This is a genomic window from Pseudomonas sp. 15C (assembly GCF_055484735.1).
In genome coordinates this window covers 21,874-47,799 of the sequence record NZ_JBUDGD010000034.1, presented here as the reverse complement: position 1 = coordinate 47,799, position 25,926 = coordinate 21,874, and the positions used below count along the sequence as shown (strand labels likewise).

The following is a 25,926-nucleotide window of genomic DNA, read 5'->3' as shown; positions in this document are numbered from 1 at the left end:
AACAGCACGCCTTACTCGCCCAGAGCGAGCTTGGCTGCGCGAGATTTACGCGCAAGCATTATGCGGAATACCACAAAACCGGCGACGGCAAACGCAGCATTCAGCGCGACCATCGCGAAGGCGGTGTCGTCCTGCAGACGACTGAGCAGCAATCCCGCAACGGTCGCTCCGGCCATTTGCGCAAAGCCGATAAAACCAGCCGCCAGCCCGGCGCGGGTCGGATTGGGAATCACCGCGCCGGCGACCGAACCGGGCAGCACCATGCCCGCTCCCAGCGTCAGCAACACCTGTGGCAGCATCAGACCGGTTACCGATGGGCCAGCCAACTGGTGAATAATGAACGACAGACTGGCGCCTGCCGCAACCAGGCCGGTGCCCACGGCAACGATCCTTTCCGGCCCGGACTTGATGATGGTGCGGTTGGTGTAGACCGCCCCCGCAATCAACCCGGAAACAATGCTGCCAAACAGCAGACCGTATTGGGTCGGACTCAAGCCAAGCTGGCCCACGAACACCCGCGATGAGCCGGCGATAAAGCTGAACATCGCGCCGTAGGTGCAAGCGATGGCAACGGAAAAACTGCGCACGGACGAGCCTTTGAGCAGCGCCGCGTAGTTGCCCAGCAATGTCTTCAGGCGCCCGGCCTGCGGGTCACGTTGCAGATGGGTTTCCTTGAAAAACAGCGAGGCGATCAGCGCCAGTGCGCCGAACACTACGGTTGCCATCACCACGGCGCGCCAGCCGCCGGCGTGGGTGGCGATCAACCCGCCGATTACCGGTGAGAGCATGATGGTACTGAGCATGCCGATCACGGTGATGGCCATGATCGGTCCGGCGCGCTCTTTCCACACATCCCGCACAATGCTGCGCGCCACCACCAGCGCCGCACAGGCGCCCAACCCCTGAAGCGCACGGCCGACGATGAACTCGTCCATGCTCTGCGCATACGCCATCCAGAGTGAAGCCAGCACGTAAGTCGCAACGCCGGCGAGCAATAGCGGGCGCCGACCGAGGCGATCTGAGAGCGGGCCGAAGAACAACTGCCCCAGACCAAAAGCGGCGACAAACATCGACAACGCCGCCAGCGAGGCACCCGGTGCAGCGCCAAGGCCTGACTCGAGTTCGCGCAGGCTGGGAATCAGCAACTGCGTGGAAATTTCCCCCAGGCCGCAAAGCCCGATCAGGAGTGCGAGCAATACGCTGGAACGAGTGGATGTGTGCATGGCTGTATCCGAAGTGGATGGGGAGAAAAATGCCCCGATCCATTTGGGGTCCCGGTTGTGTTAAACGCCCTCACGCGCAATCCAGGACAGCAGCCAACCACTGCACCGAGGGCGCAGCATTATGATCATAATAATTTCCACCTGTAAATATGACACCCGTAATTTCAGTAGCCGCAAAGCGTAGACATGCACTCAGCTCACAGGCACAGCAAACACCGCACTGGCGCGCGCCACCGTGCGCTCACCGACATGCAGGCTGACAGCGGCGAACACCAGTTGCCGACCTTTTTTCGAATGTTCGAGGCGCACCTCAAGCCATTCATTGATTTGCACGGCACCGAGATAATCCAGGGTCATGCTCGCCGTGATCAATGGCTGCGGAGGGTCGCTGGAAAATGCCATGGCGTAGCCCATACCCACATCCGCCAACGTCGCCAACACACCGCCATGCAACGTGCCACGGCCGTTGGCGTGCCTGGCGTCGGTCAACAATCCGAGTTCCAGTTGCAGACCACTGCCGCGCGCGTAGATTGGGCCCAGCAAATCGAGCAATGGGCTGCTGCGACTGAACAGCGTGAAACCTTCGGGGATTACAGTGGCGTTCATGCTTGCTCCCGTTGCGGGTGATTCAACGATGATGTTGACCTGCTGAGTTCGGTTGTATGTGCCGAGAGATAATCGGGCCAGAACTATACGGACATGGAATATGCTGGGATAAGTCGCCCGTGCTACACGGCTGACACTGTAAAAGGAGCGATGCGAGTGGATGTGCAGATTCGAAACGCATCGGATAGCGATGCGCCGGCCATCAGCAAGACGATCATCAACGCACTTCGAGAGTCCAACGCGCGGGACTATTCATCCGACATTATCGACCAAGTGGTTCAAGGCTTCTCCGTCCCGGCGGTCCTGCGTATGTTGACTGAGCGCCAAGTGCTCGTCGCGACAATTGACGGCCACATCGTCGCCACAGCGAGTCTTCAGAAGAACATTATTCGAAGCGTATTTGTCGACCCGCAATATCACCGAAGGGGCATCGGCAGGCGCTTGATCAGCACCATTGAATCCATCGCTCTGGATGCAGGCTTGAGTTTGCTCAACGTGCCCGCTTCAATCACAGCAGAAGGCTTCTACACTTCGTTAGGCTTCAGGAAAATCCGCGACGAGTATTATCAATCGGAGCGTACGATCATCATGGCCAAGATGCTGATGCCGTAATGTTTGCTATTACCGGAATACAACGCGGCGCTATGCTGGTAACCAGCCCTGCCCTGGAATCCGATGGAATGCCAACCCCGAACATCCGCCCTACCCCCGCGCCGCTTCTCAAACCCGGCGAAACCGTGGTTCTGTTCGACGGCGTCTGCAAACTCTGCAATGGCTGGGCGCGTTTCCTGATTCGTCACGATCAGCAGCGACGCGTGCGCCTAGCCGCCGTGCAATCCCCAGAAGGCCAGGCGCTGCTGGCATGGGCCGGGTTGCCGGTGGACCAGTTCGACACCATGGCGGTGATTCGTGATCGGCATTATTGGGAACGCTCGGATGCATTCCTGGAAGTGATTCGCCAATTGCCAGCCCGCTGGCAGCCGCTGCGCCTGCTGCGCGTCTTGCCTCGGCGCCTGCGAGACTGGGCGTATGACCGCATCGCGCTGAACCGCTATCGGCTGTTCGGCCAGTACGACACCTGCCTGCTGCCCAATGCGGACCATGAGTTGCGTTTTCTGAAGATGCGTGCGCCTCCGGCCACTACAGCCAATAACCCAGCAATTGAACCGGCGTCATCTTCGTCACCATCATCAGCACAATGACGAACATCCCGGCGAATCCCATTACGCCCATCCAGAACCACGCGCGGTACACGGTCGCATAGCGCACGTCGAGGACGGCGCCCGCCTCGCCCGCCTGCACGGCCATCCGCCAGAGTCGTTTCTGCAACAGCAGAACCGGCAGCCACAACGCGCCCACGCAGACGAAGATGATCAGCGACGTCAGTATCCAGCCGGTGCTGATGGGCAATCCGGAAAGACGCAGCAGCCCATAGCCGGTGATGATCTGCACAAAGCCTGCCGGTGTGGTGATCCAGGTGTCAAAGCGCACCACCATGCGCGCGACGTGGGCGATGACTTGCGGGTTGGCCGTGCGGCTGGCGGCGATCAGGTAGAGGTAGGAACCCATGCCGAAACCGAAGAGGAAAATCGCCGCGACCACATGCAGGTATTTCAGGCACAGATAGAGCATCAGCGCTGCCCGTCCGAGAACTGCACCGACAGGCTCAGGTTATGCGGATCGTTGATCGCGGTCAGATACTCGTCAACGGTGATTTCGCCCACGCAAGGGCGTGCGCCCACGGACGGTACGTAGCCTTGGGCCATTTTGCTCGCCAGTGCGACGGCAGCGCAACTGGGGATTTCCGGGCCTTTGTCGTTGAGGGCGGTGAGCTGCGCGGTCATCGTCAACGGTTGGCCATCGAAACCCAACCCCTGCACATCGATGTACATCGCACTTTTGCCGTCGCCGAATCGCTCGAAACGCATGCCCAGGCGATGCAGCCGCGCGGCCCAGAGTGCATGGTCGCGGACCAGGCCGAGCTTCAATGCCTGCGCCAACAGACCATTGGCGAGTCCGCCGAGCTTGAGCCCGGCACCGGCCTTGAAACGCAGGGTCTGCGCGCCATAGCGAGCGGCGAAGATGTCCATGTCCGGGACGTCGACATTGGCCAGCAGGCGCGTGCCCAGTTGCGGCATCTTGCGCAAGGTCAGATCGAGCCAGCCGAAGACTTCATGGACCTTGCCGTTTTTCAGTTGCCTGATCGGTTTGCCGGCGTAGGCCAGCACGCCTTCGATGGTCGACAACCCCGGCATTTTCGCCGACGAGGAAATCCCGTGCTCGATCGAGTCGATCCGCAAAAAGCGCTGGCGTTGCTCGTCGATGATCGCTGACGACAGCGTCGGCACCGAGCTGCAGCCGCTGAGGATCGCCACGCCCGCCTGTTTCGCCCGTGCGTCGAGCGCGTCGATGCCATTGACGAAGGTGCGGCAGTCGGCAAGATCGCAATAATTCACGCCGGCCGCGATGCAGCTTTCCGCCACCGCATAGGACTGCCCCTGAAACGGCCCGCCAGTGTGCACCACCAACTGGATATTCAGCGCGCGCAAGGCGTCGCTGAACCCCGCGCCCATCGCATCACCGCACCAGCCCTCGCACACCGCGCCAGACTGCGCCTGCAACTGGTCGACCTTGCCCTGCAACTTGCGCGGATCACGTCCGGACAGCACCAGACCGATGGCCGGCATCGAGATCAGATGCCGGCAAACGATACTGCCAAAATTTCCGTAACCCCCGACCACCATCACCCTGAACGGCATGCAATTCTTCCCTAAGTCATTCATTACACAGCGGGCAGGATATAGGGCTGGTGATCGACGGGCCATCGCGCGGCACCATAAAACCTGTGGAGGATAGTGTCAGGTCAGGCAGATCTTATGAGAATGACAGTGCGCCATCGCCAGCAGGCTGGCTCCAACAGGGGGTTGGGTGACCCCGAAGATCTCGACTCACCACAAAACCTGTGGGAGCCAGCCTGCTGGCGATGGCGTCGGGTCAGGTAAGCCTTGATCTCCGACAAACTGCTATCGCCAGCAGGCTGGCTCCCACATGGGGTTCGAGGTGCAGCGTGCATGTAGTTTCACCCGCGAAAGTGAAATTAAATGAACCCGACGAATCCGGCACCGCCTAACGCATAGACCATCAGGAGGTAGCCTATGCAAATCGAAACCGTGTGGATCGTACTGGCGGCAGTGCTGGTGCTGATCGAGTTGTGGGCCATCAATCGGGTGCGCAAGAGCGAGGGGAAATCGAGCAACAAAGGCGTATGGATCGTGCTGATCGTGTTTGTGCCGCTGTTCGGCCTGATCGCTTGGGCGCTGGCCGGGCCTAAACATATTCGTCACGACACGGCGTCAAATCCGGGTCGCTGATGTTGCCAACGCTGGCCGCAAGCCTTTGGATTTGCGGCCAGCTCGCTCAGGAATCCTGCGGGATCACTGATATCTTGCCGTTGCGCTCGATGATCGCGAACTTGATCTGATCAATCGTTTCAATGCCTTGGCTCGAGCGCGCAGCCTCCATCACATCCGCTTCCACCAGCCGCGCATGGCGCAATCGGCGATGCAATAGCTTGCCGTTCTCGACAATGATTGTCGGTTCGCCGTCGATCAGGCGTGACACCCAGCTCGAACGCTGCTTGAGCAAGGAAAAGCCGACATCGATCGCGATCAGCGAAACGATCACCAGCAGCGAATTGGTGATAGAGAAATCGTCGCCCAGCAAGGCCTGCTGGGTGGCTTCGCCGATGATCATCAGCAGGACGAAATCGAACGTGGTCAGCTCGGCCAGTGAACGCCGTCCGGCGATTTTGAACAACACCATCAGGGCCAGGTACATCGCTACTGCGCGCAACACGGAATCCATGGCGTCACCTACGGAAAGATGAATTGAACCAGCTCAACGCCAGTTGAACCGGGCGATTCGATACGGCTGCGGAACAGCCCGAGGCCGTCGCCGCGCAAAGTCAGGTACAACGTCGCCTGGCCCTGCCCGTCTGCCTGTAACCACAGGCGCATGCCCTGCGCCGAATTGCGCGAGCGCAGCGGTTGCGGCTGCAGGGTTTCGACACTGAAGCCTTCCAGGAGCTCGCCACCGATGTCGAGTTCCAGCGTGGCATCGGGTTTGCCGTTCAGGCTGATTTTCATCGCATTGGTTGAGCCATTGCGATGGAACATTTCGTACTCGGCGCGCAGGTGGCCGTTGTCGCTAATGACTTCCCGCGAACTGATGAGCCCGCGCGAAAACAACCCCAGCAGACCAAGCACCACCAACAACACCAGCACGTACCAACCGCACCGCTCGAAGCGCCAGACCTTCGCCTGATAGGCCATGTCTTCGCGCACCGGGTAGTCCCTGCTTTGCAAGTCCGGATGATCGCCGTCGCCTTTCATCGGTTCAGCCTCGCTCGCCGCGCTGGGCTCGTTGGTGAAAGTGCGGCAGTTGCTGCAAGGCGAATTCCGAAGCAATCTGCAGCACCTCTACACGCGAACCGGGAAACCATTGCTGACGCGTGAATACGGCGTGTTGACCGTCCAGCTGGAAGGCCCAGGCGAAACAGACGGTGCCGGCAGCGATGCCGTCGACGTCGTCAGGACCGAGAATCCCCGTGGTCGCAACGGCGACGTTGGCGGTGCTGTCACGCAACGCACCGATCGCCATTTCCCGCGCGACTTCGACGCTGGTCAGGTTGAAGGTTTCGATGGTGTCCGGGCTGACGTGCAGCAGCCGTTGCTTGGCTTGCGGTGAATAAACCACATAGCCGCTCTCGATCAGTTGCCCGCTGCCCGGCACCTCGGACAGCAGCATGACAATGTTGCCGGCGGTGCACGATTCCGCCGTGGTGATGATCAGCGAATGGTCGCGCAAATAATCGACCGTTTCATTGGCGATGGACATGACGCTCACTCTTGGAGTTATTGCCGGTTGACCGCATACCGCGGTGATCATTCCCACGTTCAGCGAGCCCGGTAGACGCCGGGCTCGCCGGTTCCCTCAAGTGGCGGGCACCCACGGTGGCGTCTCCGTGGTTTCCGCCAGCGGCACGTCGCTGCTGCCGGGCGTGAGGATCACCTTGCGGCAATTTTCCTGCTTCTTGTCGAAGAGCTTGTAGCCCTCGGCCGCCTGCTCCAGCGAGAGCCGGTGGGTGATGATCGCGTCGGGTTGCAGCGCTCCGGTTTCGATATGCCCGAGCAGCTCCGGCAGGTAGCGCTGAACATGGGTCTGGCCCATCTTGAACGTCAGGCCCTTGTCGAACGCATCGCCAAACAGGAATCCATGAATAAACCCGGCATACACACCGGGCACGCTGACCACACCGCCACGCCGCACAGCGGCGATGCACTGACGCAGGGCCTTGCCACTGCTGCCTTCGAGCTTGAGCGTAGCCAGCACCGTTTCGGTGGTGCTGCCCTTGGCCTCAAACCCCACTGCATCGATCACCCCGTCAACGCCGCGATGGCCGGCCGTCTGCCGAATGATCGTGTCAGCCGGATCGTCGTCTTCATCGAAGTTGATTGGAATCACGCCATAGGTGCGCTGCGCGTATTCCAGCCGATACGGATGGTGATCGACCATGAAGATCTGCTCGGCACCGAGCATTTTCGCGCACGCTGCGCTGAGCAGCCCGACCGGGCCGGCACCGTAAATGGCGACGGTCGAGCCCTTGCCGATCTGCGCGTTGTTCACCGCTTGCCAGGCAGTCGGCAAGATGTCCGACAGGAACAAGACCTTTTCGTCCGCCAGCGTGCCCGGCACCTTGAATGGTCCGGTGTTGGCCTTGGGCACGCGCACAAGCTCCGCCTGACCGCCGGGAATGCCGCCGTACAAGCGACTGAAGCCGAACAACGCCGCCGGCGGCGTAATGGACTTTTTGTTGAGGATTGCGCCGCGACCGGGATTGGTGGTTTCGCACGCGGCATAGAGTTCCATCTGGCAGAAGAAGCAGCCACCGCAGGCGATCACGAACGGAATCACCACGCGATCACCGCGCTGTACCGCAGTCACCTCCGGCCCGGTTTCTTCGACGATGCCCATGAATTCGTGGCCGAAGATATCGCCGTGTTCGACAGTGGGAATCTTGCCTCGGTACAAGTGCAAATCGGAGCCGCAAATGGCGGTCGCGGTGACGCGCAAAATGATGTCATCGGGGGCTTCGAGCTTCGGATCCGGCACGGTTTCGACTCTCACATCGTGAGCGCCGTGGTAGGTCATTGCACGCATGGCAAGGTCCTCTTCCTGATCAATGAAATGGCGTGAGTCTCTTCATTTCGGAAGCGCAGCGTTCTGCAGGAGTTCAGTGAAATTTTGCCGCAGCGGATCAATGGCTGCGGTGGCAGCAGGCTCGGTTTTGTTCAGATTGGTAATCTGCAAGGCGTGCACGATGCGCTTCATGCAGAGTGCACGAAGCGGTTTTGTCGCGGCTCCGGCAAAGCCTTGATCCAGCGCGGTTTGGCCGATCACTGCAAGTTGGCACAGCTCATGCGTTGTAGACATACACCGCACGGCCCATAGAGGCCTGTGTTCATACCGTGATAGCAGAGGCCAATAAATAATGAACGCCATCGACCTACTCAAAGCCGATCATGAAAAAGTCAAAGACATCCTTAGCCAACTGAGCGAGTCGACTGAACGGGCGTTGAAAAAACGCGCCGAGCTGCTGGTCAAGCTGGAGATGGAAGTCTCGATTCATACCCGTCTTGAAGAAGAAATTCTCTATCCCGCATTCAAGGAAGCGGGCAGCAAGGAAGAGGACGTGATGTATTACGAGGCCAAGGAAGAACACCGCACCGTGGATTCGCTGGTGCTGCCCGATCTGAAGGAAACCGACCCGGGCACGCCTGAGTTCGCTGGCCGGGTGAAGGTGGTCAAGGAGCTGCTTGAGCACCATATCGAAGAAGAGGAATCGGAGATGTTTCCCAAGGCCAGGCAGCTGTTGGGCAAGGCGAAGCTCGATGAGCTGGGCGCGCAGATGGAGGCCATGAAGGCCAGTTACAAGAAGGAAATGGCTGCTTAAGGATTACGCGTGGTTTGGCCCGGCTTTGGCCGGGCTTTTTTTTGCCTGGCGCTCGCGCGGTTGCTAGCGATGGCGGATGTGGTCGGCTTTAGTTCGGCGGTGCATTCTCCCCTCACCCCAGCCCTCTCCCGAGGGAGAGGGAGCCGATCTCGGGCGGCTTCGAAATCGCGTACGACTCGGTATTTCATATCGGCGTATCCCTCGCATCCACCGCGGTCAGTCCCCTCTCATCCGGGAGAGGGAGCCGATTTCGGTTGGTTTCGAAATCGCGTACGACTCGGTATTTCATATCGGCGTATCCCTCGCATCCACCGCGGTCAGTCCCCTCTCATCCGGGAAAGGGAGCCGATTTCGGTTGGTTTCGAAATCGCGAACGACTCGGTATTTCATATCGACGTATCCCTCGCATCCACCGCGGTCAGTCCCCTCTCATCCGGGAGAGGGAGCCGATTTCGGTTGGTTACAAGACTTGCATTCAACCCGGTATTCCGTGCCGACATACCACTGTTAAACAACGCGGTCAGTCCCCTCTCCCTCCGGGAGAGGGTTAGGGTGAGGGCTTTTGTCTTTTCGCTTGTCGCGCGCCCCGACAACCCCTTATAACGACTGCTTTCATTTCAAGAACAAGAGACGTCCACCATGAGCAACGCCTGGAACGAAGGCTATTTCACCGACGAAGGCTACACCTACAGCTACAGCCGGGAGATCAACCCGGTGTTCCAGCGCTACTGCCTGTTGTTGCGCGGTTTTGCCAGTCTGGACAGTTCCGACGGCTACCACTGCGAACTCGGTTTCGGTCAGGGCGTGTCGATCAATATCCACGCCACCGCTAATCCGGGCACGTTTGTCGGTACGGACTTTCATCCGGGCCAGGCGGCTTATGCCGTTGAGCTGGCAGCGGCGGCCAACAATGGTGCCCGCCTCTACGACGACAGTTTCGAGCAACTGCTGGCGCGTGATGACCTGCCGCAGTTCGACAGCATCAGCCTGCACGGCATCTGGACCTGGGTCAGCCGCGACAACCAGAAGCTGATCGTCGAATTCACCCGCCGTCACCTCAAACCCGGTGGTCATCTGTACGTCAGCTACAACAGTTTTCCGGGCTGGTCGCCATCGGCGCCGTTGCGCCAGTTGTTCAGTCTGCATGACCGCTTCGCTAACACCTCTGCGCGTCCGGATCAGCGCATCGACGCTGCGCTGCAGTTCTCCGAGGCGCTGCTGGCAGCCAACCCGAAATACGCCGCGGCGGCGCCGAGTCTGGGTGCGCGACTGCAGAGCATCAAGGGCCAGGATCGCCAGTACGTCGCCCATGAATATTTCAACCGCGACTGGAACTGCATGTACTTCGCCGACATGGTCGATGCCCTCGCACCTGCCAAGCTCGATTACGCGACGACCGCGGTACCGCTGGACTCAGTCGATCCGCTGAACCTGAGCGCGGAGGCGATGGATTTCCTCGAAACCATTGAGCATCCGGTCATGCGCGAGCAGGCGCGCGACTATTTCGTCAATCAGCATTTCCGCCGCGACCTGTACGTGCGCGGTGCCAACCGTCTGTCTGCGCCCGAGCGCCGCGCGCAGATGCTGCATACGCGCTTCGTGCTGCTACAACCGGCAACAAGCGTACCCACCGCCGTCACCGGTCCGGCCGGCGAAGCCTCGTTGCAAGCGGAGATTTATGGCCCGGTACTGGACGCACTGGCGGACCAGGCCTACGCCGCAAAATCAATGCGCCACTTGCTCGGGGCGACGGCGCCGCTGACCTTCGACGATCTAGAACAAGCGCTTGCCGTGCTGGTCGGCATGGGGGTCGTGGCGCCGTGCCAGAGCGAAGCGGCTGAGTCGCAGGTGCAGGACCGCTGCGCCGCGCTCAACCTGCAATTGTGCAAACGCTCCCTGTTCACCGCCAAGGTTCAGGTACTGTCCAGCCCGGTCACCGGTGGTGGCGTGACGGTCAGCCGCTTCCAGCAACTGTTCCTGATTTCCATCAAACAAGGCAGAAAGCACCCAGCCGAATGGGCGCAACTGGCGTGGAGTGTGCTCAGCGAACAAAGCGAAGTACTGGTCAAGGGCGACAAGCCGTTGCTCACTTCTGAAGAAAACCTGGCTGAATTGACCGAACAGGCGCAGGCGTTTGCCGAGCAGTCGCTGGTGGTGCTCAGGGCGTTGAAAATCGCTTGAGGTGCAGAATGCGCGGAAGCAGTAGCAGGTTAACCCTGCCGCTGCCAACGCGCGGTTTTATTGGCTGCGCTGCTTAATCGAAGGCGCCATTGACGATTTCGTAAATCAAACCGGTCGCTAGCGCGACAAGAATCAGATCCGTCCCCACCTGCTGCCATTCGTAGCCGTCGTAACGCGGCAAGTGGCCCAGCAGGCGACCGTCCAGTTTCTTCGCGATACCGGGTGGCAGCGGTTTGCCCCGCGCCAGATTTTTCTGAATACCCGGCGGCAACGCCGGCCCAGGGCTCCAGTAATCGCGATAACCGCCCACGATCCCGAGTATGTTGCCGCGATCAACACTAGGACCGCCGCGGTAGCCCTGCTTGCCCTGGCCACCCTGCCCACCCTGCTTGCCCTGGCTGCCCTGATTACCCTGGTCTTTCTGTTTACCGTGATCCTGCATGTTCTGCGGATTACCTTTGCCGTTCCCCTGGCCTTTGCCATTTCCGGGGTCGGCCGAAGCCACCGCAGAAGCGAAAACCAATGCAAGGGACGACGCCGTTGCAATCCATTTACGAGAGCTGATCATGGGTACTCCTTCATGGCGGGATGCTTCACTGTCATCGATGACATTGAGCTCAGCTTAGTTTATTTCGCCGCGCTGACCATCGGCAAACCAAGCGGCTACGGTGCAGACTGTGCGAGGCTTCACTTTTTCCTCAACAAATTGACATTGCCTTGGCCCGGCGCTTGGGTCAGGATTCGCGCCTTTTCGATCGTCAGCCGCGTATCTGTTCAGCGTACGGTCCCGGTCGACTTCACCTTGCCCACGAGTAGCCCAGATGAACCGCCAGAAGAAACTCAAACAACTGTTCAAGGAAAAGGCCAAGAAGGCCAGTGCCAAACTGGCGCCGAAAAAGCCCAGGTACATCAGCAAGGCGGATCGCTTGAAACTGGCCGCTGAAGCCGCGGAGCCGGTCGAGAGCGGCGAACGTCACGCTTGAAGCGCGTTGCCTGGTAGCAACGCGCTGACCCGCTCGATCAAACGTCCGAATGCGTGTGGTAAATCTTGCTGACAATCGTCCACTGCCCTTCAACCTTCAGCAGATTGAAAAAATCGGTGAAACGAAAGCCTGAGACATTGTCGGTATCGACGCGCGCGCTGGCGGCAGTGCCGACGATATCGATCCGCACGATCGCAGCCTGAGCTTCGGGCGATGGGCGAAAGGACGTGTCGATCACGTCGTAGAGATTCTGGATCGCGCCGCCGACCAGGCGCTCGCCGTCGACGCCAAACATCGTTGCTTGCGGATTGAATGCCGGTTTCATCAGCGTGCTGTCAGCCTTCGCGCCGCCTTCGTTGTACTGGTTGAGAATCGCGACGATCGCGTTGTATTCCTGCACGTAAGTTGGGGTAGTCATGGTGGAGTTCCTGTTTTGAGTAAAGGCTGCCGCCAGCCAAGGCTGACGCGGCAACGGGGTTGATCAGACACTGGCGGTGGGCCAGTCGATGTAGCCTTTGGCGCCGCCGCCGTAGTAGCTCTCACGCGGCGCGATGGTCAGTTCTAGACCGCGACGCAGGCGCTCGACCAGATCGGGGTTGGCGATGAACAAACGTCCGAACGCCACCGCATCGATCCGTCCTTGTGCGCGTCGCTCGAGGGCCATTGGCAGGTCGTAGTTGTTGTTGCCGATGAACGGCCCGGTGAACTGCGCACTCAGCGCGTCCAGATCAACACCTTCCGGCACGCTGCGCGACGTGGCTGTCGCCCCTTCAACGAAATGAAGGTAGGCCAGATTCAATGGATTGAGTTGCTGGATGAGATAGCCGTAAGTCGCCATGACATTGCTGTCGGGCGGTGTGTTGCCGGCATCAGGCGTGACCGGCGACAGACGAATACCGACGCGGTCGCTGCCCCAGACGTCAATCACCGCGCGGGTGACTTCCAGGGTCAGGCGCGTACGGTTTTCGATGCTGCCGCCATACTGATCGCTGCGCTGGTTGGTCGAGTCTCGCAAAAACTGATCGAGCAGATAGCTGTTCGCCGAATGCACTTCCACGCCATCGAAACCGGCCTGTTTGGCGTTCTGCGCGGCACGCCGGTATTGCTCTATGACGCCGGCAATCTCCGCTGTTTCGAGTGCGCGCGGCATTGACACGTCGACGAAGCCTTTTTCGGTGTAGGTGCTGCCCTCAGCCTTGATCGCCGAAGGTGCAACAGGGGCTTGGCCGTCCGGCTGCAACTCGACACTGGAAAACCGCCCGACGTGCCACAACTGGCAGATGATCTTGCCGCCGGCGGCGTGCACCGCATCGGTAACAGTCTTCCAGCCAGCGACCTGCTCCTGCGTCCAGATACCTGGCGTCATCGCATAGCCGCGACCCTGGGCAGAAATATTCGTCGCCTCCGCGATGATCAATCCGGCCGTGGCGCGCTGGGCGTAATAAGTCGCATGCATGGCGTTGGGCACGCCGTCGTTGGCCATTCGGCTGCGCGTCACCGGGGCCATGACGATGCGATTGGCCAAGTGCAGCGCGCCGAAGGTGACGGGTGAAAAAAGGTCGGTGTCAGCCGCGTGATCAATCATCTAACCTCCAAAACATTAGACTGGTCGTCTAGCAACCAGCGTTAAAAAAACGCCCCTGAGCCAGCGGGCGATTGCTTGTTTCAAGCGTCCGTTGAGTGGACGTTCAGTGGCAGTGCAGCGGCGCCTGGTGTTTCACATTTGCCTCGGCGGCACCGGGTTGCAGCGCGATTTTTTCCCACTTGGCAATCACCAGCGGCGCGATAGCATTGCCCAGTACGTTCAGCGTCGTGGTACCGCTGTCGATGATCCGGAAAATCCCCGCGATCAACGCCACGCCCTCCAGCGGCAGGCCGGCCGACGCCAGGGTCGCGGAAAGAATGATGATGGCGAACCCCGGTACGCCCGCTGCGCCCTTGGACGTCAGCACCATGGTCACCACCAGCAATATCTGCTGCGACAGTGACAGGTCGATGGCGTACAGCTGCGCAACAAAAATCGTCGCGACGCCAAGGAAAATCGATGCCCCATCGAGATTGAAGGCATAGCCCACCGGCACCACGAAACTGACAATCCGCCGCGGTACGCCGTACTGCTCGAGTCTGCTCATCAACTGCGGCATGACCGCCGCCGAAGCGGCACTGGAAAACGCCAGGATCAGCTCGTTGCGGAAGTAGCCGATCAACTTGAAAATGTTCTCGCCGATCAGGTAGCAAATCCCGCCGAGTACCACCAAGGCAAAGACAACCAGCGCCAGATAGACCACGCCGATCAACTTGAGCAACGGCAACAGTGAGGCAAAACCAAACGTCGCGACGGTCGCACCGATCATGCCGAACACGCCAATTGGCGCGTAGGCCATGACAATGGAAACCACCTTGAACATCGCATCGGAAATGCTCTGCACCAAAGCGATGGCCGGCGCACTCTTGTCTTTGGGCAGTGCATTCAAGGCCAGGCCAAACAACACCGCGAAGAACAACACGGAGAGCAACTTCGCTTCCGACATGGCCACCAGCACATTGTCCGGGACGATGTTCTGCAGGATCACCAGAGCACCTTTGGACGGCTCCAGTTTGATCTCAGCGCCGTTGTGCGAAATGCCGGAAATATCGGTGCCTGCACCCGGTTCGAACAGGTTGGCAAAACACAGTCCGATGACGATCGCCAGCGCCGTGATCGCGAAGAAATAGCCCAGCGACTTGGCGCCCATACGACCGAACGATTTGTTATCGCCACCGCCGGCAATCCCCAGAATCATGCAACAGAACACAATCGGCACCACCACCATCTTCATCATCTTGATAAAGATGTCGCCGAGCGGTTTAAGGATCTCCGCGCTGACCCACATTTGATACTGCGGATGGGTATTGAAATACCAACCGACGAGCATGCCAAGCACCAGCCCGGCAACGATTTGCCACACCAGGGGAATACGTTTCATGTCTAGCCTTCTTGTTGGAATGAACGGTCTGCACAAAAGGCAGTTGCTAGAGTCATGAGCTTCCAGCTCACTGTGAGAAATGGCACAACGCTGTTGTGCCATGGCAGTTGTTACTTGGCGAAGAGCTGGCTCATATCCTTGAACGCTTTGAATTCCAGGGCATTGCCGCAGGGATCGAAGAGAAACATGGTGGCTTGTTCACCGACCTGGCCCTGAAAGCGAATGTACGGTTCGATCACGAACTGCGTGCCAAACGACTTCAGACGTTCTGCCAGTGCCTCCCATTGTTGCCAGCCGAGAATAATGCCGAAGTGCGGCACCGGCACGTCATGACCGTCAACCGGGTTGCTGTGCACGCTCTCTTGAGAGGCGGTTTTCGGATGTTCGTGAATCACCAGTTGATGGCCGTAAAAGTTGAAGTCGACCCATTGAGTGCTTGAGCGTCCTTCTTCAAGACCGAAGACTTCACCGTAAAAAGTGCGCGCCGCAGCCAGGTCATAAACAGGGATAGCGAGGTGAAAAGGCGAGAGAGTCATCAGAGCTCCAGGATCGTTTTTGTTGGTTGGCAAACAAGTCCCAGCGACATCGGCTCTTGCGGTTCAGCCGGCGCCGGGATGAAAAACATCCTAGGACGAAAAACCCAACATAAAAATCAATATATATTTCTCAGAATCACAACTAATATTTGTGAATGATCAAAGAACTGAAAACACTTATTGCCGTTGCGCGCGAAGGCACCTTCGCGGCGGCCGGTAACCGGATCGGCCTGACGCAGGCCGCGGTCAGCGCGCAGATGCAGCGCCTGGAAGCCGAACTCGGTTTCGAGATCTTCGACCGAAAGGGCCGCTCGGCGCACCTGAACAAGATGGGCCAGCAGATCCTGCTGCAAGCGCAAGACTTGCTCAGGCTCTACGACAACCTCGGTTCGACCGCGGTGGGTCTGCCGCCCAGTGTGCTGGTCAACCTTGGCGCGATTGCTTCGGTGCAGCGCTCCTATCTGCCGGATGCGCTGGCGCGCTTTCACCAACAATGTCCGTACTGCCGAACCCGGGTGATTCCGGGCCTGTCGATGGAGCTGGTCAATCTGGTGGACACCGGCGAGATCGACATGGCTGTGGTCATTCGCCCGCCCTTCTCGCTGCAGAGCGATTTGCGCTGGACCACCCTGGCCCTTGAGCCGTATCGGTTGATCGTGCCCCGCGATGTGGCGGGCGATGACTGGACGCAATTGCTGAGCAGCCAACCGTTTATCCGCTATGACCGCTCCTCCTTTGGCGGCAGACAGGTCGACCGGTTTTTGCGCCAGATGCATTTCAACCTGCGCGAAGTCTGTGAGCTGGACGAACTGGAGGCGATCATCAAACTCGTCGAAAACGGCGTCGGTGTGGCGCTGGTGCCGCAAACCTCGCCCGACTTTGAATGGCCTGCCGGCGTCCGCGCCTTCGATCTTGGGCCGCACACATTTCACCGCGACATCGGCCTCGTCCACCGAGCGCGCGAGACTTTCACCGAGCCTGTGCGTGTCCTCGCCGAGTTGATCAGCACCCAGCTCAAGCCCGGCAGCGAGCAGGCTTGATCGGCCCAACCATTAACTGCATCAATAACAACCATTAATTCAATGAAGTTCTCTTATCAGTGCCGCGGCGTAAGATCGGCTCCAGACCCAGCCACTACCCAACGGAGCACACCATCATGAAACGCCAGGCCCTTCTCAGCATCGCTTTCTCGCTCTTCGCACTGAACGCTTTCGCCGCTACCCCTGCGCAGCCGCTGGTTGCCGAAGGGGGTTCCGACCGTTTGCTGGAACAACGCACCGCTGCTGCCACGCAAACCGATCCACTGTTCAGCGATGCCGTCGCCGCGACCGAAACCGATCCGCTGTTCAGCGACGCCGTAGCCGCCACTGAAACCGATCCCTTGTTCAGCGACGCCGTCGCCGCGACCGAGACCGACCCGCTGTTCAGCGATGCAGTAGCCGAAGGCGGTTCTGACCGTCTGATCGAACGCCGCGCCGTCTGAATGCCGCGTTTCACCGCGGTCACCGAAGAAAAGCCCGACCTCGCCGTCGGGCTTTTTGCGTTTGGGCTTGCGCAATACTGCGCGTAACCGCCTGCGCTCAACTAACCTTGAGTAACCTTATGCGGGAGCAAACAAATCATGTCCCTCGCGATCAGATTTCTGCTCGCCCCGACGGCTTCACTTCTGCTCGCCATGAGCGCCGACGCGCAAACCGAGGCCGACCCGCAGCAACCACCCGCCCTGCTCCCGCTGGTTTCCGAAGCCGCGCCCATGCTGATTGCCTACCCGCCGCTCGCCGAGCCGCTGGCCCGTGGCGTGGTGATCATTCAATACCGCACCGAACACACGCGGATCATGCCGGTGTTCGGCAAAGCGGCGGTGCCGGTCTCGCCGCGTCTGGGCCATCTGCACGTCACCGTTGATGACTGGCAAGGCACATGGGCCCATACGAATGAGGATCCGATCATTCTGGTCGGCCTGACGCCCGGTGCGCACAAGGTGCTGCTGGAGATTGCCGATCCGACGCACACCGTGCTGACCAGCACGACGGTGAATTTCGTCGTGCCCGCCAAGCAGCCCTGAGCGAAGTCGGCAGCCGGCGCGCAAACTTTTCCTCCGCCCTCGGGTTGATCACCTACCCTCATAGACTGTCTGGTCGATGCGAGCCGCCACGCCATGCGCGACACCTTGAAATGGATGTTGTTGGTCGCCCTTACCCTGCTCGGTAGCAGCAGCCTGGCGCTGTGGGCGGAGGATTTGCCGGCGCCGGCCCAGAATGCCGCCGCGCCGTTGCCGGTGATCGCGCAAAGTGATCTGCAAGCTCTGCAACAACGCCTCGACGGGCTCAAGCAGCAGATCTCGGCGGCGAACAATTACAACCAGCTCGAAGGACCGCAGGATCGGGTCCAGGCGTTCATTCTCGATATCGATCGATTGTCGGCTGCGCTGTTGCCGCAACAGGCGCAACTGGCGGTGCAATTGGGTGTGTTGGGCGCCGCGCCGGACACCGATGTGGCCGCCGAACAGGCCGATATCATTGCCCAGCGAGCGACGCTGACGGCGCAGAAAAGCAAGCTCGACAGCACGCTTAAAAGCCTCGCCGCGCTAAAGCAGAATGCGGCGGACCTGATCACCCAGATTGCCGGCATCCGCCGCACGTTGCTGGAAAGCGAACTGACGCTGGGCACCCATAGCGTACTGAATCCAGGCTTTTGGTCGCCGCTGGTCAATCCAGACGCAGATGACCGTCGGCGATTGCATTTTTTCGTCGACCAACTGCGCACTTCCGGGGCCAGCGTGTGGCTACCCGGCGAGCGCTTTTACACCAGCCTGCTGGTATTTCTGGCCTTTATCGTCTGGACATTCGGACGCCGGCTGGCCGAGCGCGGCCTGACCTGGCTGTGCATTCATCGCGTGCCGGAGGGACGGCTACGCCGCAGCGCGCTGGCCTTCGCCTCGGCACTGGCGACGATCGCCACCACCGCCATCGCCCTGCAAATTCTGTTCTATGCGTGCACCCGCCATCAGCCGTTGTCGCCGGTACTGCAAACCTTCTCCGAGGAATTCGAAAAAGTCGTGTATGCCTGCGTGCTGATCACCGGCCTGAGCCGCGCCCTGCTGTCGACCAAGCATCCCTCGTGGCGTTTGCCGGCGATTGCCGATCCAGTGGCGCAGGCGCTCAAGCCGTATCCGCGGGTTTTATCCTGCACGTTGCTGGTGTTGGTGACGCTGGTCCAGGTCAGCAACGCCACCGGCATGAGCAGCCAGATCGTGATTGCCGGGCGCGGGATCATTGCCATGGTGGTGCTGGCGATTGTCCTGACCTTGCTGCTGCGGGTCGGCAAGGTGCGCAAGGCGCTGGTCGCGGCCAACGATGCGGCGGCGGCCAACAGCACCTTTGCCGGGATCATCTACACGGTCGCGAGCGTTTCGATTCTGGTTTCGGCGCTGGCCCTGCTCGCCGGCTATGTTTCGCTGGCGCGGTTCATCAGTTACCAACTGGTCTGGGGCTTTATTGTCCTGTCCGGTTTCTACCTGCTGATCCAACTGGTCAAGGATCTCTGCGAACACGTGTTCTCGCCCCGCCATGCCAGCGGCAAGGCACTCAAGCAACTGCTCGGCATCGGCGATCGGCGCCTCGATCAGATGGCAATCCTGCTGTCCGGCTTCAGCCGTGCCGCGCTGATGCTGCTGGCGGTGATCAGCCTGTTCGTTGGCGGTATTGGCACCACGCTCGGGCAATTGCTGAGCAACATCATGGTCATCCTCGGCGGCGCCGGGTTGCGCAAGTTGAACATCGTCCCCGCGCACCTGCTCAATGCCGTGCTCGCGCTGATTATCGGAATCTGGCTGATCCGCACCCTGAGCCGCTGGCTGGACAATGAGTTCCTGCCCAAGACCGAGATGGACCCCGGCATGTGCGCGTCGCTGAGCACGCTGTTTTCCAACATCGGTTATGCCTTGGTGATTCTGCTGACCCTGTCGTCGCTGGGCGTGCAGTGGACCAATCTGGCGTGGATCGTCAGTGCGCTGTCGGTGGGCATCGGTTTCGGTTTGCAGGAGATCGTGAAGAATTTCGTTTCCGGGCTGATTCTGTTGACTGAACGGCCGGTGAAGGTTGGCGACCTGATCAGCATCAGCGGCGTTGAAGGCGACATCCGCCGGATCAATGTGCGCGCCACGGAAATTCAGCTCAGCGACCGCTCGATTGTCATCGTGCCCAACTCGCAATTGATCTCGCAGAACCTGCGCAACGTCACCCTGGGCGGCAGCGCGCAAGGCGTGGCATCGCTGGAGCTGATGTTCCCGCTGGACATCGACCCTGAGCAAGTCAAAGAGCTGCTTCTCGATGCCTACCGCGAGAACGAAACCCTGCTCGATAAACCGGCGCCGTTCGTGCGCTTCAGCAAGCTGTCGCCGGACGGGATCACCCTGACGGTGACCGGGTACGTGGCCAGCCCGAGGATTGTCGGGGTGACCAAAAGTGATTTGCTGTTTGAAATTTTGAAGCGTCTGAGTGCGGCGGGCATCGCGCTGGCGAAACCGCCAGCCGCGAGTTGAGGGAGCCCGACCCGCCACTCAGGCTTTACGTGTGACCACACGTCGATGGCAGTCGGCAGGCGTCAGCACCTTGCCCGACGTCGAGCGTACAGCGATGGTCTCCACCGGTTGGTCTGAATCGTTGTCGAGCAGCACCGAATGGCTCTCGCCTTCGCTGTACAGGAAGCGCTCCCCCCACTGGCGCATGCTGACCACGATCGGAAACACCGCGCGGCCCATTTCGGTCAGCACATATTCCTTGTAGGCGCTGCCATCGGAGGCCGGCTGGATCTCCAGCACGCCCAGTTCCACGAGCATTTTCAATTTCACCGTGAGGATGTTTTTCGCCAGCCCCAGGCGTTTCTGGAACTCGCTGAAGCGGCGGACATCGTCGAAGGCGTCGCGGATGATCATCAGCACCCAGCGATCGCCAATGGCCTCGAGTGTTCTGGCGACCGGGCATTCGCTCTGTGCCAGTAATTTCTGTCTGGCCATGACGCTCCAGTGGGCAGATAGGAAGGAAGAAAAACGATCTAACGTCAGACGAAAATGTTTTGCAAAATGTGGTTGTATTTAACAACTTGATTTGATAAAAATCAACGCATCGGTTTTGTTTCGAAACCACATATTCCAAGGATTGGATGAATGCCGTACACGCCTCATGCCCCGGTAAAAATGGACGTCGAAGCCGAAAAGGCGACCGGAGGACATTCACAGACCTCGCGGTCCGCTGGCACCTCGACCCTCAGCCGCTATCAAACCCTGCTCTTTGCAATCACCTGCGCCATGGCCGTGGCCAACGTCTACTTCGCCCAGCCATTGCTCGAGTCCATGGCGTCGAGCCTGGCCGTTTCGCCGGGCACGATCGGCATCGTTGTCACCGCGACTCAGGCGGGCTATGCCGTAGGGTTGTTGTTCATCGTGCCGCTGGGTGACCTGCTCAATCGCAAGAAACTCATCCTCACGCAAATGCTGATGTCGGCCGTGGCCTTGTGTGCGGTGGGACTCGCCGGTAACTGGGGCATGTTGCTCGGTGCCATGGTGCTGGTGGGCCTGATGGCGGTGGTGGTGCAGGTGGTCGTGGCCTACGCTGCCTCGCTGGCCAGCCCGGAACAGCGCGGTGCAGCCGTCGGCACGGTCACCAGCGGCGTGGTGCTGGGCATTCTGTTGGCGCGCTTCGTGTCAGGGGCCGTCGCCGATCTGGCCGGCTGGCGTGGCGTTTACTTTGTCTCGGCTGCGCTGATGATCGGGATGGCGCTCGTGTTGTGGCGAACCATGCCCGCCTCCGCAGCCCCGCCGGCCAAAGGCAGTTACTGGCAGTTGTTGCGATCGGTGTTCCAGCTGTACCTGACCGAGCGCACGCTGCGGGTCAGAGGCACCTTCGCCCTGCTGATCTTTGCCGCCTTCAGCGTGCTGTGGACGTCGATGGTACTGCCGCTGAGTGCGCCACCGCTGTCGCTGACGCACACGCAGATCGGCCTGTTCGGCCTCGCCGGTGTGGCCGGTGCGCTGGCAGCAGCGCGGGCCGGCCGCCTGGCGGATCAGGGACGTGGCAATCGCACCACCGGCATCGCCCTGGCGTTGTTGACCCTGTCATGGCTGCCCACGGCGTTTGTCGAAAGCTCATTGCTGGCCATGGTCGTGGGTGTGGTGCTGCTGGACTTCGCCGTACAAGCGGTGCATGTCACCAACCAAAGCCTGATTTTCGCGGCTCGCCCGGACGCGCAAAGCCGTCTGGTCGGCGCCTATATGTGTTTCTACTCGGTAGGCAGTGGCCTTGGTGCGATTGCGGCCACTTACACCTATGCACACTTTGGCTGGGTCGCTGTTTGTATTCTGGGTGCGGCCATCAGTGCTGTCGCCCTGCTCTACTGGTTATATCTGGGGCTGACCTCCAACTAAGCTCATAACTTTCAAGAACTTCTCACTGTCGTTTTAAAACGCTGGCGTGAAACTGTGTGCCTGCCACACGAACTTAATATTCAACCGAGGTCAGTATGGCGTTGCACACACTCACCATTACTTCGCATCAACTTGAATTTCAGCTGCCGGCCAACTCCGCGCTTACCGACATCGAGTGGGAAGCCGGCGGCAAGAACGTGATCCCGCTGGGCTGCCGGGTCGGGGCCTGCGGCGCATGCCTGATCAAAGTCAATTCGGGCCTTGAGGCGTTGAATCCTCGGGACGGTGACGAAGAAGCGTTTATCGAGGTACTGGGTTACAGCGGAGAAGAATACCGGCTGGCCTGTCAGTGCCTGATAAGAGGTGAATTGGCCATAGAAGTGATTGGCTGATAGTTGCAGTTGAAGTCTGGTCATTATTAAACGCGTTAAAACAAACCCAAAATAGAGGCTTGAATATGCTTAACCGTGTAAAGAATGTTGGCTATGGTGATCGCACACCTTTCCTCAACGCTGCCGCTTCGGTAAATCTGCGTGGGGAAATCGACCGGATCATCGACGGGCAAGTTGAGCAATGGTACGAAACCGTGCCTCAAGCCGCACACTTGGAAGGCAAAGACGTCAACAGCGCCTATTACAAACGCCACCTGGTCGAAACCGCATGGCGCATCCGTCTGCTGCGCGTGGCCGAAGCCAAGGCACTGGTCGAGGTTGCCAAGGTCAGCCCGGAAGCCGCGCAGATCTGGGCTCACTACGAACAGGAAGAAATGCTCCATGACGACCTGTTCATCCAGGATCTGCAACGTGTCGGTGTAAGCCGCGAAGAGTTCCTCGCCACCGAACCCTACCTGTCGACCAAACTGCTGGCCGGTTTCTTTTCCTACCTGCTGGATCACGAAGGTCCACTGGGTGTGATCGCCTATTCCTACCTGGTCGAGTACGTCAACGTGAAGCTGGAGCCGCGCAAGCTCGAAGCGCTCAAGGTTTCGGTTGGCGAAAAGAACATCGTGGGTCAGGTGTCGCACTCCCACACCGACATCAACGATGACCATCCGGGTGAAGTCTGGGCAGCCCTGCGCTTCCTGATCAAAGGCGAGCAGGACATCGCAGCCCTGAAGCGTTACCTGGCCGAGCACCAGAAAATCCTCGCCATGTATTTCAGCGAGCTGTACATCGACACCCTGGCCAAGCCGCAAGACAAGGCTGCTTAAGCCATGGAGCAGGCAATGAATTCGAATCGACCCGGTGTTCTGATCCTGAGCCACTGTGGCTTTTCTTTCCTGGAGGACTTGAAGGAGCAGCTGCAACGGCGCCAGCTCCGGTGTTTCGTGCTGACTTCATTGCCGCTCGCCGAGCATGTGCCGGCTCGCCTGGAGCAGATCCAGGTCTGGGCGGACCGGCTCTACACCGCCGACTCCCACCAATTGAAACTGGAGGACGTCAACAATGCCCTGCAAACCCTGCACAAGTCGGGCGAACAGGTCACCTGTTGCATCAGTGTGTGGGAAGGCTATCGGCACTTGATGGCGGCGGCGAACGCAGCGCTCGGCACCTATGACATCGACGCGCAGCAGGCCCTGGCATTGCGCAACAAGCTCAATGTGCGCAATCAACTGGCCGATGCCGGTTTGTCGCAAGCCCGTGCGCACGCGCTGACCGCACCGGTATTGCAAACGCTGCAAGCGCAGAGCGCGCGTTATTTCATCAAACCGATTCACGGAATTGCGTCCTACGCGGCATTTCCGCTGCGTGAGGACACCACCTGGAAGGCCCTCGAAACGCTGCGCCTGGCCTCGGTCGAGGACACGGTATACGCCTCGGCATTCAATGACGGGCTGCAGTTCATGGCCGAGGATTACATTGCCGGCCAGGAATTCAGCTTCGAGACTTTGTTGATCGACGGCCAGACGCATGTCGTTGCCATCCACGAAAAATACGAAGTGACCGAAACCGCTGACACCGTCCTTGAAGACAGTTGCACCACGCCCCCGGCGAGCCTCGATCAGGCACAGATCGCGGCGGGCCTGCAGTGGCTGGAAAAAGTCTTGAAGTGCATGGCGCTGCGTTGGGGTTGCTATCACATCGAGGCACGTTTTACCGGGCAGCACTGGGATCTGATCGAGATCAATCCACGCGTGGGTGGCAGCCTGATTTCCCACAGTGTCGAAGCCGTCACCCACGGCCACAGCATGCTGTCGCTGTGGCTGGATCTGTTGCTGGCCAGCCAGGACGATCACGCGCCACGCGATGCCCTCGCGCAACAGCTGAACGCGTTCCAGTGGCAGGCGGATGGCACCAGTGCACAGTCGGTGGCGACGTTCTTCCGGGTGTATTTCGCTCAACCGGGAACGTTGAGTTCGGTGGCGCTGAACGAGCTGCCCCTCGCCCCCACCGTCAAGCACATCCTGCTCAAGGCCGGCGATGTGATTCCAGCCCATGCCCGAGAGGTGTTTCTCGGCCAGTTGCTGTGGGCCTTCGATCGCAGCCGCCAGGCCGAGGAGCTAGAGCGTTTGGCGCACCTGTCCGCAACGGCGCTGGATATTCGCTACGAACCCGGCACCCCTTGATTACGCCAGGCCAGCGCCTGGCACAGCCTTGCTGTTCATGAACACTGACAAGTATCGAGGATGACCAACATGCCGCTGCGTGCGCCTGTATTGCTGATAGTGGATTACAACCTGAGCCGGATCGGCGATGTCCTGCATATGCGCAACCATGCGCGCGAGCGCTGGGGAGCCGAAACCTGGCTGATCCGGGCCAACCCGCAAGACCATGACCTGCAGATCAGCGACCGGGTGATCGACGCCGACCCGCTGGCCACCGACTTCGTCGCTCAGGCCTTGCATCGGCTGGCCGGTGACGCGGCCCGGATCAGCGCCGGGCTGGTGTTTTCCGACAACGCCGTGGCCAGCGGCGCGGCGCTGCTCGAACGGCTCGGCCTGCCGGTGGACGACGCCGCACGAGCGCTCGCGGCCTTCGACAAGCTCGCCTACCGCGAGGCCGAGCGAGCGATTGCACCGCTGCTGGACCGTCTCGGGGTGATGCTGCCCGACTTTCAGCCGATCGAATGCGTCAATGATGTGCGCAACTTTGCCCTGCGCCAGGAGCGCGGTTTCGTCATCAAACCCGCGTGTGAAGGCAACAATCGCGGCGTGGTCATGGTTGCTCCGGGCGGTGACTGCGAAGACGCGTTTGCCGAGGTCGCACCGTATCTGGACGGCGGCGTGCTGGCCGAAGCTTTTATCGCCTATACCCGCGAGTATTCCTACGATGGGCTTGGCGAGCTGTGGTTCATCACCGAAAAAGTCAGCGCCACCGGGCGCTATCCGGTCGAGGTTGCGCAGATTCTGCCCGCCCGCCTTAGCACGCAGGAGCGTCAGGCGATCCGGCTGACCGGCGAGCAGGTCAATCGCCTGGTAGGCCAGCGAATCGGCCCGTTTCACAACGAGATCAAGCTCAGCGACAGGGATTACCACACGGCCGTCATCGAACCCAACCGGCGGCCGGGCGGGATGAAAATCTGGACACTGGCCAAAGCCGTTCATGGTCTGGACCTGTACGCGGCGTGGGTCGATTCGGTATTCGCCGCCACCGTCCCGCGCGAACTGCCCGATGCTTCCTGCAGCGCGGCCACCGTGATGTTCGGCGTGCCGCAGGACATGACTCTGGATGTCAGTGGACTCGGCGCGATCGACAGCCTGGTCGAGGACACACTGACCCGCGCCGCGCAAACATTCGCCATGGCCAGCGCCGACATCACGCTACTGGAATGTGCATGGATCGCCGGGGAGTCGCGGTTGATCCACGCGATCCCGAGAGACAACAGCGATTTCGTTGCCCACGCCTGCGTCGCCTTGCATGACCCGCGCGTAGACATTCGCGATCTGGTGACGGTGCTGCGCGAACAATGGCAGGTGGTGCTGAACCGCAGCCTGGCCTGCGAGCAACCCTTGAAAGTCGCCTCCTGAGCCTTTTTTTCACGCGTCGAGACCACTG

General features: G+C 60.0%; 30 protein-coding genes. 15 read left to right on the top strand and 15 right to left on the bottom strand.

The genetic code is table 11. The annotated features are described in order from the left end of the window. Positions 1–11: 11 nt before the first annotated feature. Together ACYYKW_RS17735 and ACYYKW_RS17730 are read right to left on the bottom strand one after the other, a co-directional pair. Positions 12–1,223, bottom strand: coding sequence for a multidrug effflux MFS transporter (locus ACYYKW_RS17735; RefSeq protein ID WP_464990690.1), 1,212 nt, complete (start codon positions 1,221–1,223; stop codon positions 12–14). 192 nt (positions 1,224–1,415) lie between these two features. Further along, positions 1,416–1,829, bottom strand: coding sequence for a PaaI family thioesterase (locus tag ACYYKW_RS17730; RefSeq protein ID WP_464990689.1), 414 nt, complete (start codon positions 1,827–1,829; stop codon positions 1,416–1,418). 156 nt (positions 1,830–1,985) lie between these two features. Here ACYYKW_RS17730 and ACYYKW_RS17725 point away from each other — a divergent pair, with 156 nt between their 5' ends. Together ACYYKW_RS17725 and ACYYKW_RS17720 are read left to right on the top strand one after the other, a co-directional pair. Beyond that, a complete protein-coding gene (locus tag ACYYKW_RS17725; RefSeq protein WP_464990688.1) occupies positions 1,986–2,441 on the top strand; it encodes an N-acetyltransferase family protein in 456 nt (151 codons plus the stop codon). A gap of 68 nt (positions 2,442–2,509) precedes the next feature. Next, positions 2,510–3,031 carry a thiol-disulfide oxidoreductase DCC family protein gene (locus tag ACYYKW_RS17720; RefSeq protein WP_464990697.1) on the top strand — a complete coding sequence of 174 codons (522 nt, stop codon included), beginning with the start codon at positions 2,510–2,512 and terminating at the stop codon, positions 3,029–3,031. Here the strand turns inward: ACYYKW_RS17720 and ACYYKW_RS17715 are convergent. Both ACYYKW_RS17715 and ACYYKW_RS17710 read right to left on the bottom strand, forming a co-directional pair. After that, a complete protein-coding gene (locus ACYYKW_RS17715; RefSeq protein ID WP_464990687.1) occupies positions 2,970–3,461 on the bottom strand; it encodes a DUF2269 family protein in 492 nt (163 codons plus the stop codon). The two genes, ACYYKW_RS17720 and ACYYKW_RS17715, sit on opposite strands and share 62 nt — an antisense overlap. Continuing rightward, positions 3,461–4,588: a saccharopine dehydrogenase family protein gene (locus tag ACYYKW_RS17710; RefSeq protein ID WP_464990686.1), complete on the bottom strand. Its 1,128-nt coding sequence runs from the start codon at positions 4,586–4,588 to the stop codon at positions 3,461–3,463. The genes ACYYKW_RS17715 and ACYYKW_RS17710 overlap by 1 nt, the downstream gene beginning before the upstream one ends. A gap of 396 nt (positions 4,589–4,984) precedes the next feature. On the opposite strand from ACYYKW_RS17710, the gene ACYYKW_RS17705 reads away from it, so the two are divergent. Then, positions 4,985–5,200: a PLD nuclease N-terminal domain-containing protein gene (locus tag ACYYKW_RS17705; RefSeq protein ID WP_090283927.1), complete on the top strand. Its 216-nt coding sequence runs from the start codon at positions 4,985–4,987 to the stop codon at positions 5,198–5,200. Positions 5,201–5,246: 46 nt separating this feature from the next. Here the strand turns inward: ACYYKW_RS17705 and ACYYKW_RS17700 are convergent, their stop codons facing one another. From ACYYKW_RS17700 to ACYYKW_RS17680, 5 genes are all read right to left on the bottom strand, one after another. Then, a complete protein-coding gene (locus ACYYKW_RS17700; RefSeq protein ID WP_464990685.1) occupies positions 5,247–5,693 on the bottom strand; it encodes a DUF421 domain-containing protein in 447 nt (148 codons plus the stop codon). A gap of 8 nt (positions 5,694–5,701) precedes the next feature. Continuing rightward, the gene (locus ACYYKW_RS17695) at positions 5,702–6,220 is read right to left on the bottom strand and encodes a hypothetical protein (protein ID WP_093101086.1); all 519 of its coding nucleotides are present in this window, start codon (positions 6,218–6,220) and stop codon (positions 5,702–5,704) included. A gap of 4 nt (positions 6,221–6,224) precedes the next feature. Next, complete coding sequence (locus ACYYKW_RS17690) at positions 6,225–6,725, bottom strand: CinA family protein (protein ID WP_464990684.1); 501 nt, start codon at positions 6,723–6,725, stop codon at positions 6,225–6,227. A 96-nt stretch (positions 6,726–6,821) separates the two neighbouring features. Continuing rightward, positions 6,822–8,048, bottom strand: coding sequence for a zinc-dependent alcohol dehydrogenase (locus ACYYKW_RS17685; RefSeq protein ID WP_093101080.1), 1,227 nt, complete (start codon positions 8,046–8,048; stop codon positions 6,822–6,824). Positions 8,049–8,090: 42 nt separating this feature from the next. Then, positions 8,091–8,390 carry a hypothetical protein gene (locus ACYYKW_RS17680; RefSeq protein ID WP_464990683.1) on the bottom strand — a complete coding sequence of 100 codons (300 nt, stop codon included), beginning with the start codon at positions 8,388–8,390 and terminating at the stop codon, positions 8,091–8,093. Between ACYYKW_RS17680 and ACYYKW_RS17675 the strand changes: the two genes are divergently transcribed. Continuing rightward, positions 8,380–8,841 (top strand): hemerythrin domain-containing protein, encoded by a 462-nt coding sequence (locus ACYYKW_RS17675; protein WP_464990682.1) that lies wholly within the window; start codon positions 8,380–8,382, stop codon positions 8,839–8,841. The genes ACYYKW_RS17680 and ACYYKW_RS17675 overlap by 11 nt on opposite strands. Positions 8,842–9,480: 639 nt before the next feature. Then, entirely contained in the window at positions 9,481–11,022 is a 1,542-nt protein-coding gene (locus ACYYKW_RS17670) for a methyltransferase regulatory domain-containing protein (protein ID WP_464990681.1), read from the top strand. A gap of 73 nt (positions 11,023–11,095) precedes the next feature. Here the strand turns inward: ACYYKW_RS17670 and ACYYKW_RS17665 are convergent, their stop codons facing one another. Further along, positions 11,096–11,590 (bottom strand): anti-virulence regulator CigR family protein, encoded by a 495-nt coding sequence (locus tag ACYYKW_RS17665; RefSeq protein WP_464990680.1) that lies wholly within the window; start codon positions 11,588–11,590, stop codon positions 11,096–11,098. Positions 11,591–11,843: 253 nt separating this feature from the next. Between ACYYKW_RS17665 and ACYYKW_RS17660 the strand changes: the two genes are divergently transcribed. Continuing rightward, positions 11,844–12,005: a DUF2986 domain-containing protein gene (locus ACYYKW_RS17660; RefSeq protein WP_464990679.1), complete on the top strand. Its 162-nt coding sequence runs from the start codon at positions 11,844–11,846 to the stop codon at positions 12,003–12,005. Between the two features lie 37 nt (positions 12,006–12,042). Here ACYYKW_RS17660 and ACYYKW_RS17655 read toward each other — a convergent pair whose 3' ends face one another. The 4 genes from ACYYKW_RS17655 to ACYYKW_RS17640 form a co-directional block, all read right to left on the bottom strand. Beyond that, a complete protein-coding gene (locus ACYYKW_RS17655) occupies positions 12,043–12,423 on the bottom strand; it encodes a nuclear transport factor 2 family protein (protein ID WP_464990678.1) in 381 nt (126 codons plus the stop codon). A gap of 63 nt (positions 12,424–12,486) precedes the next feature. Then, a complete protein-coding gene (locus tag ACYYKW_RS17650) occupies positions 12,487–13,590 on the bottom strand; it encodes an alkene reductase (protein ID WP_464990677.1) in 1,104 nt (367 codons plus the stop codon). Between the two features lie 103 nt (positions 13,591–13,693). Next, a complete protein-coding gene (locus tag ACYYKW_RS17645; protein WP_464990676.1) occupies positions 13,694–14,971 on the bottom strand; it encodes a cation:dicarboxylate symporter family transporter in 1,278 nt (425 codons plus the stop codon). A gap of 110 nt (positions 14,972–15,081) precedes the next feature. Then, entirely contained in the window at positions 15,082–15,507 is a 426-nt protein-coding gene (locus ACYYKW_RS17640; protein WP_090283955.1) for a VOC family protein, read from the bottom strand. A 155-nt stretch (positions 15,508–15,662) separates the two neighbouring features. Between ACYYKW_RS17640 and ACYYKW_RS17635 the strand changes: the two genes are divergently transcribed. From ACYYKW_RS17635 to ACYYKW_RS17620, 4 genes are all read left to right on the top strand, one after another. Further along, on the top strand, positions 15,663–16,547 hold the full coding sequence (locus tag ACYYKW_RS17635) for a LysR family transcriptional regulator (protein WP_090283957.1): 885 nt from the start codon (positions 15,663–15,665) through the stop codon (positions 16,545–16,547). 116 nt (positions 16,548–16,663) lie between these two features. Next, on the top strand, positions 16,664–16,990 hold the full coding sequence (locus ACYYKW_RS17630) for a hypothetical protein (protein ID WP_336355606.1): 327 nt from the start codon (positions 16,664–16,666) through the stop codon (positions 16,988–16,990). Positions 16,991–17,128: 138 nt separating this feature from the next. Further along, positions 17,129–17,572: a DUF6130 family protein gene (locus ACYYKW_RS17625; protein ID WP_464990675.1), complete on the top strand. Its 444-nt coding sequence runs from the start codon at positions 17,129–17,131 to the stop codon at positions 17,570–17,572. 93 nt (positions 17,573–17,665) lie between these two features. Next, on the top strand, positions 17,666–20,050 hold the full coding sequence (locus ACYYKW_RS17620; protein WP_464990674.1) for a DUF3772 domain-containing protein: 2,385 nt from the start codon (positions 17,666–17,668) through the stop codon (positions 20,048–20,050). An 18-nt stretch (positions 20,051–20,068) separates the two neighbouring features. Here the strand turns inward: ACYYKW_RS17620 and ACYYKW_RS17615 are convergent, their stop codons facing one another. Next, positions 20,069–20,524, bottom strand: a complete 456-nt coding sequence (locus tag ACYYKW_RS17615; protein WP_090283965.1) for a winged helix-turn-helix transcriptional regulator — start codon at positions 20,522–20,524, stop codon at positions 20,069–20,071. 150 nt (positions 20,525–20,674) lie between these two features. On the opposite strand from ACYYKW_RS17615, the gene ACYYKW_RS17610 reads away from it, so the two are divergent. The 5 genes from ACYYKW_RS17610 (at position 20,675) to ACYYKW_RS17590 (ending at position 25,898) form a co-directional block, all read left to right on the top strand. After that, positions 20,675–21,931: an MFS transporter gene (locus ACYYKW_RS17610; RefSeq protein ID WP_464990673.1), complete on the top strand. Its 1,257-nt coding sequence runs from the start codon at positions 20,675–20,677 to the stop codon at positions 21,929–21,931. Positions 21,932–22,026: 95 nt separating this feature from the next. Further along, positions 22,027–22,323: a 2Fe-2S iron-sulfur cluster binding domain-containing protein gene (locus ACYYKW_RS17605; RefSeq protein ID WP_090283969.1), complete on the top strand. Its 297-nt coding sequence runs from the start codon at positions 22,027–22,029 to the stop codon at positions 22,321–22,323. Positions 22,324–22,388: 65 nt separating this feature from the next. Beyond that, positions 22,389–23,141, top strand: a complete 753-nt coding sequence (locus tag ACYYKW_RS17600) for a hypothetical protein (protein ID WP_090283971.1) — start codon at positions 22,389–22,391, stop codon at positions 23,139–23,141. 15 nt (positions 23,142–23,156) lie between these two features. Continuing rightward, entirely contained in the window at positions 23,157–24,497 is a 1,341-nt protein-coding gene (locus tag ACYYKW_RS17595) for an ATP-grasp domain-containing protein (protein WP_464990672.1), read from the top strand. A gap of 69 nt (positions 24,498–24,566) precedes the next feature. Further along, a complete protein-coding gene (locus ACYYKW_RS17590; protein ID WP_464990671.1) occupies positions 24,567–25,898 on the top strand; it encodes an ATP-grasp domain-containing protein in 1,332 nt (443 codons plus the stop codon). Positions 25,899–25,926: the final 28 nt, after the last annotated feature.

Coding starts and splice junctions, on each gene's coding strand:
- ACYYKW_RS17735 (WP_464990690.1), bottom strand. CDS start 1,223: ATGCACACATCCACTCGTTCCAGCGTATTGCTCGCACTCCTGATCGGG.
- ACYYKW_RS17730 (WP_464990689.1), bottom strand. CDS start 1,829: ATGAACGCCACTGTAATCCCCGAAGGTTTCACGCTGTTCAGTCGCAGC.
- ACYYKW_RS17720 (WP_464990697.1), top strand. CDS start 2,510: ATGCCAACCCCGAACATCCGCCCTACCCCCGCGCCGCTTCTCAAACCC.
- ACYYKW_RS17715 (WP_464990687.1), bottom strand. CDS start 3,461: ATGCTCTATCTGTGCCTGAAATACCTGCATGTGGTCGCGGCGATTTTC.
- ACYYKW_RS17710 (WP_464990686.1), bottom strand. CDS start 4,588: ATGCCGTTCAGGGTGATGGTGGTCGGGGGTTACGGAAATTTTGGCAGT.
- ACYYKW_RS17705 (WP_090283927.1), top strand. CDS start 4,985: ATGCAAATCGAAACCGTGTGGATCGTACTGGCGGCAGTGCTGGTGCTG.
- ACYYKW_RS17700 (WP_464990685.1), bottom strand. CDS start 5,693: ATGGATTCCGTGTTGCGCGCAGTAGCGATGTACCTGGCCCTGATGGTG.
- ACYYKW_RS17695 (WP_093101086.1), bottom strand. CDS start 6,220: ATGAAAGGCGACGGCGATCATCCGGACTTGCAAAGCAGGGACTACCCG.
- ACYYKW_RS17690 (WP_464990684.1), bottom strand. CDS start 6,725: ATGTCCATCGCCAATGAAACGGTCGATTATTTGCGCGACCATTCGCTG.
- ACYYKW_RS17685 (WP_093101080.1), bottom strand. CDS start 8,048: ATGCGTGCAATGACCTACCACGGCGCTCACGATGTGAGAGTCGAAACC.
- ACYYKW_RS17675 (WP_464990682.1), top strand. CDS start 8,380: ATGAACGCCATCGACCTACTCAAAGCCGATCATGAAAAAGTCAAAGAC.
- ACYYKW_RS17680 (WP_464990683.1), bottom strand. CDS start 8,390: ATGGCGTTCATTATTTATTGGCCTCTGCTATCACGGTATGAACACAGG.
- ACYYKW_RS17670 (WP_464990681.1), top strand. CDS start 9,481: ATGAGCAACGCCTGGAACGAAGGCTATTTCACCGACGAAGGCTACACC.
- ACYYKW_RS17665 (WP_464990680.1), bottom strand. CDS start 11,590: ATGATCAGCTCTCGTAAATGGATTGCAACGGCGTCGTCCCTTGCATTG.
- ACYYKW_RS17660 (WP_464990679.1), top strand. CDS start 11,844: ATGAACCGCCAGAAGAAACTCAAACAACTGTTCAAGGAAAAGGCCAAG.
- ACYYKW_RS17655 (WP_464990678.1), bottom strand. CDS start 12,423: ATGACTACCCCAACTTACGTGCAGGAATACAACGCGATCGTCGCGATT.
- ACYYKW_RS17650 (WP_464990677.1), bottom strand. CDS start 13,590: ATGATTGATCACGCGGCTGACACCGACCTTTTTTCACCCGTCACCTTC.
- ACYYKW_RS17645 (WP_464990676.1), bottom strand. CDS start 14,971: ATGAAACGTATTCCCCTGGTGTGGCAAATCGTTGCCGGGCTGGTGCTT.
- ACYYKW_RS17640 (WP_090283955.1), bottom strand. CDS start 15,507: ATGACTCTCTCGCCTTTTCACCTCGCTATCCCTGTTTATGACCTGGCT.
- ACYYKW_RS17635 (WP_090283957.1), top strand. CDS start 15,663: ATGATCAAAGAACTGAAAACACTTATTGCCGTTGCGCGCGAAGGCACC.
- ACYYKW_RS17630 (WP_336355606.1), top strand. CDS start 16,664: ATGAAACGCCAGGCCCTTCTCAGCATCGCTTTCTCGCTCTTCGCACTG.
- ACYYKW_RS17625 (WP_464990675.1), top strand. CDS start 17,129: ATGTCCCTCGCGATCAGATTTCTGCTCGCCCCGACGGCTTCACTTCTG.
- ACYYKW_RS17620 (WP_464990674.1), top strand. CDS start 17,666: ATGCGCGACACCTTGAAATGGATGTTGTTGGTCGCCCTTACCCTGCTC.
- ACYYKW_RS17615 (WP_090283965.1), bottom strand. CDS start 20,524: ATGGCCAGACAGAAATTACTGGCACAGAGCGAATGCCCGGTCGCCAGA.
- ACYYKW_RS17610 (WP_464990673.1), top strand. CDS start 20,675: ATGCCGTACACGCCTCATGCCCCGGTAAAAATGGACGTCGAAGCCGAA.
- ACYYKW_RS17605 (WP_090283969.1), top strand. CDS start 22,027: ATGGCGTTGCACACACTCACCATTACTTCGCATCAACTTGAATTTCAG.
- ACYYKW_RS17600 (WP_090283971.1), top strand. CDS start 22,389: ATGCTTAACCGTGTAAAGAATGTTGGCTATGGTGATCGCACACCTTTC.
- ACYYKW_RS17595 (WP_464990672.1), top strand. CDS start 23,157: ATGAATTCGAATCGACCCGGTGTTCTGATCCTGAGCCACTGTGGCTTT.
- ACYYKW_RS17590 (WP_464990671.1), top strand. CDS start 24,567: ATGCCGCTGCGTGCGCCTGTATTGCTGATAGTGGATTACAACCTGAGC.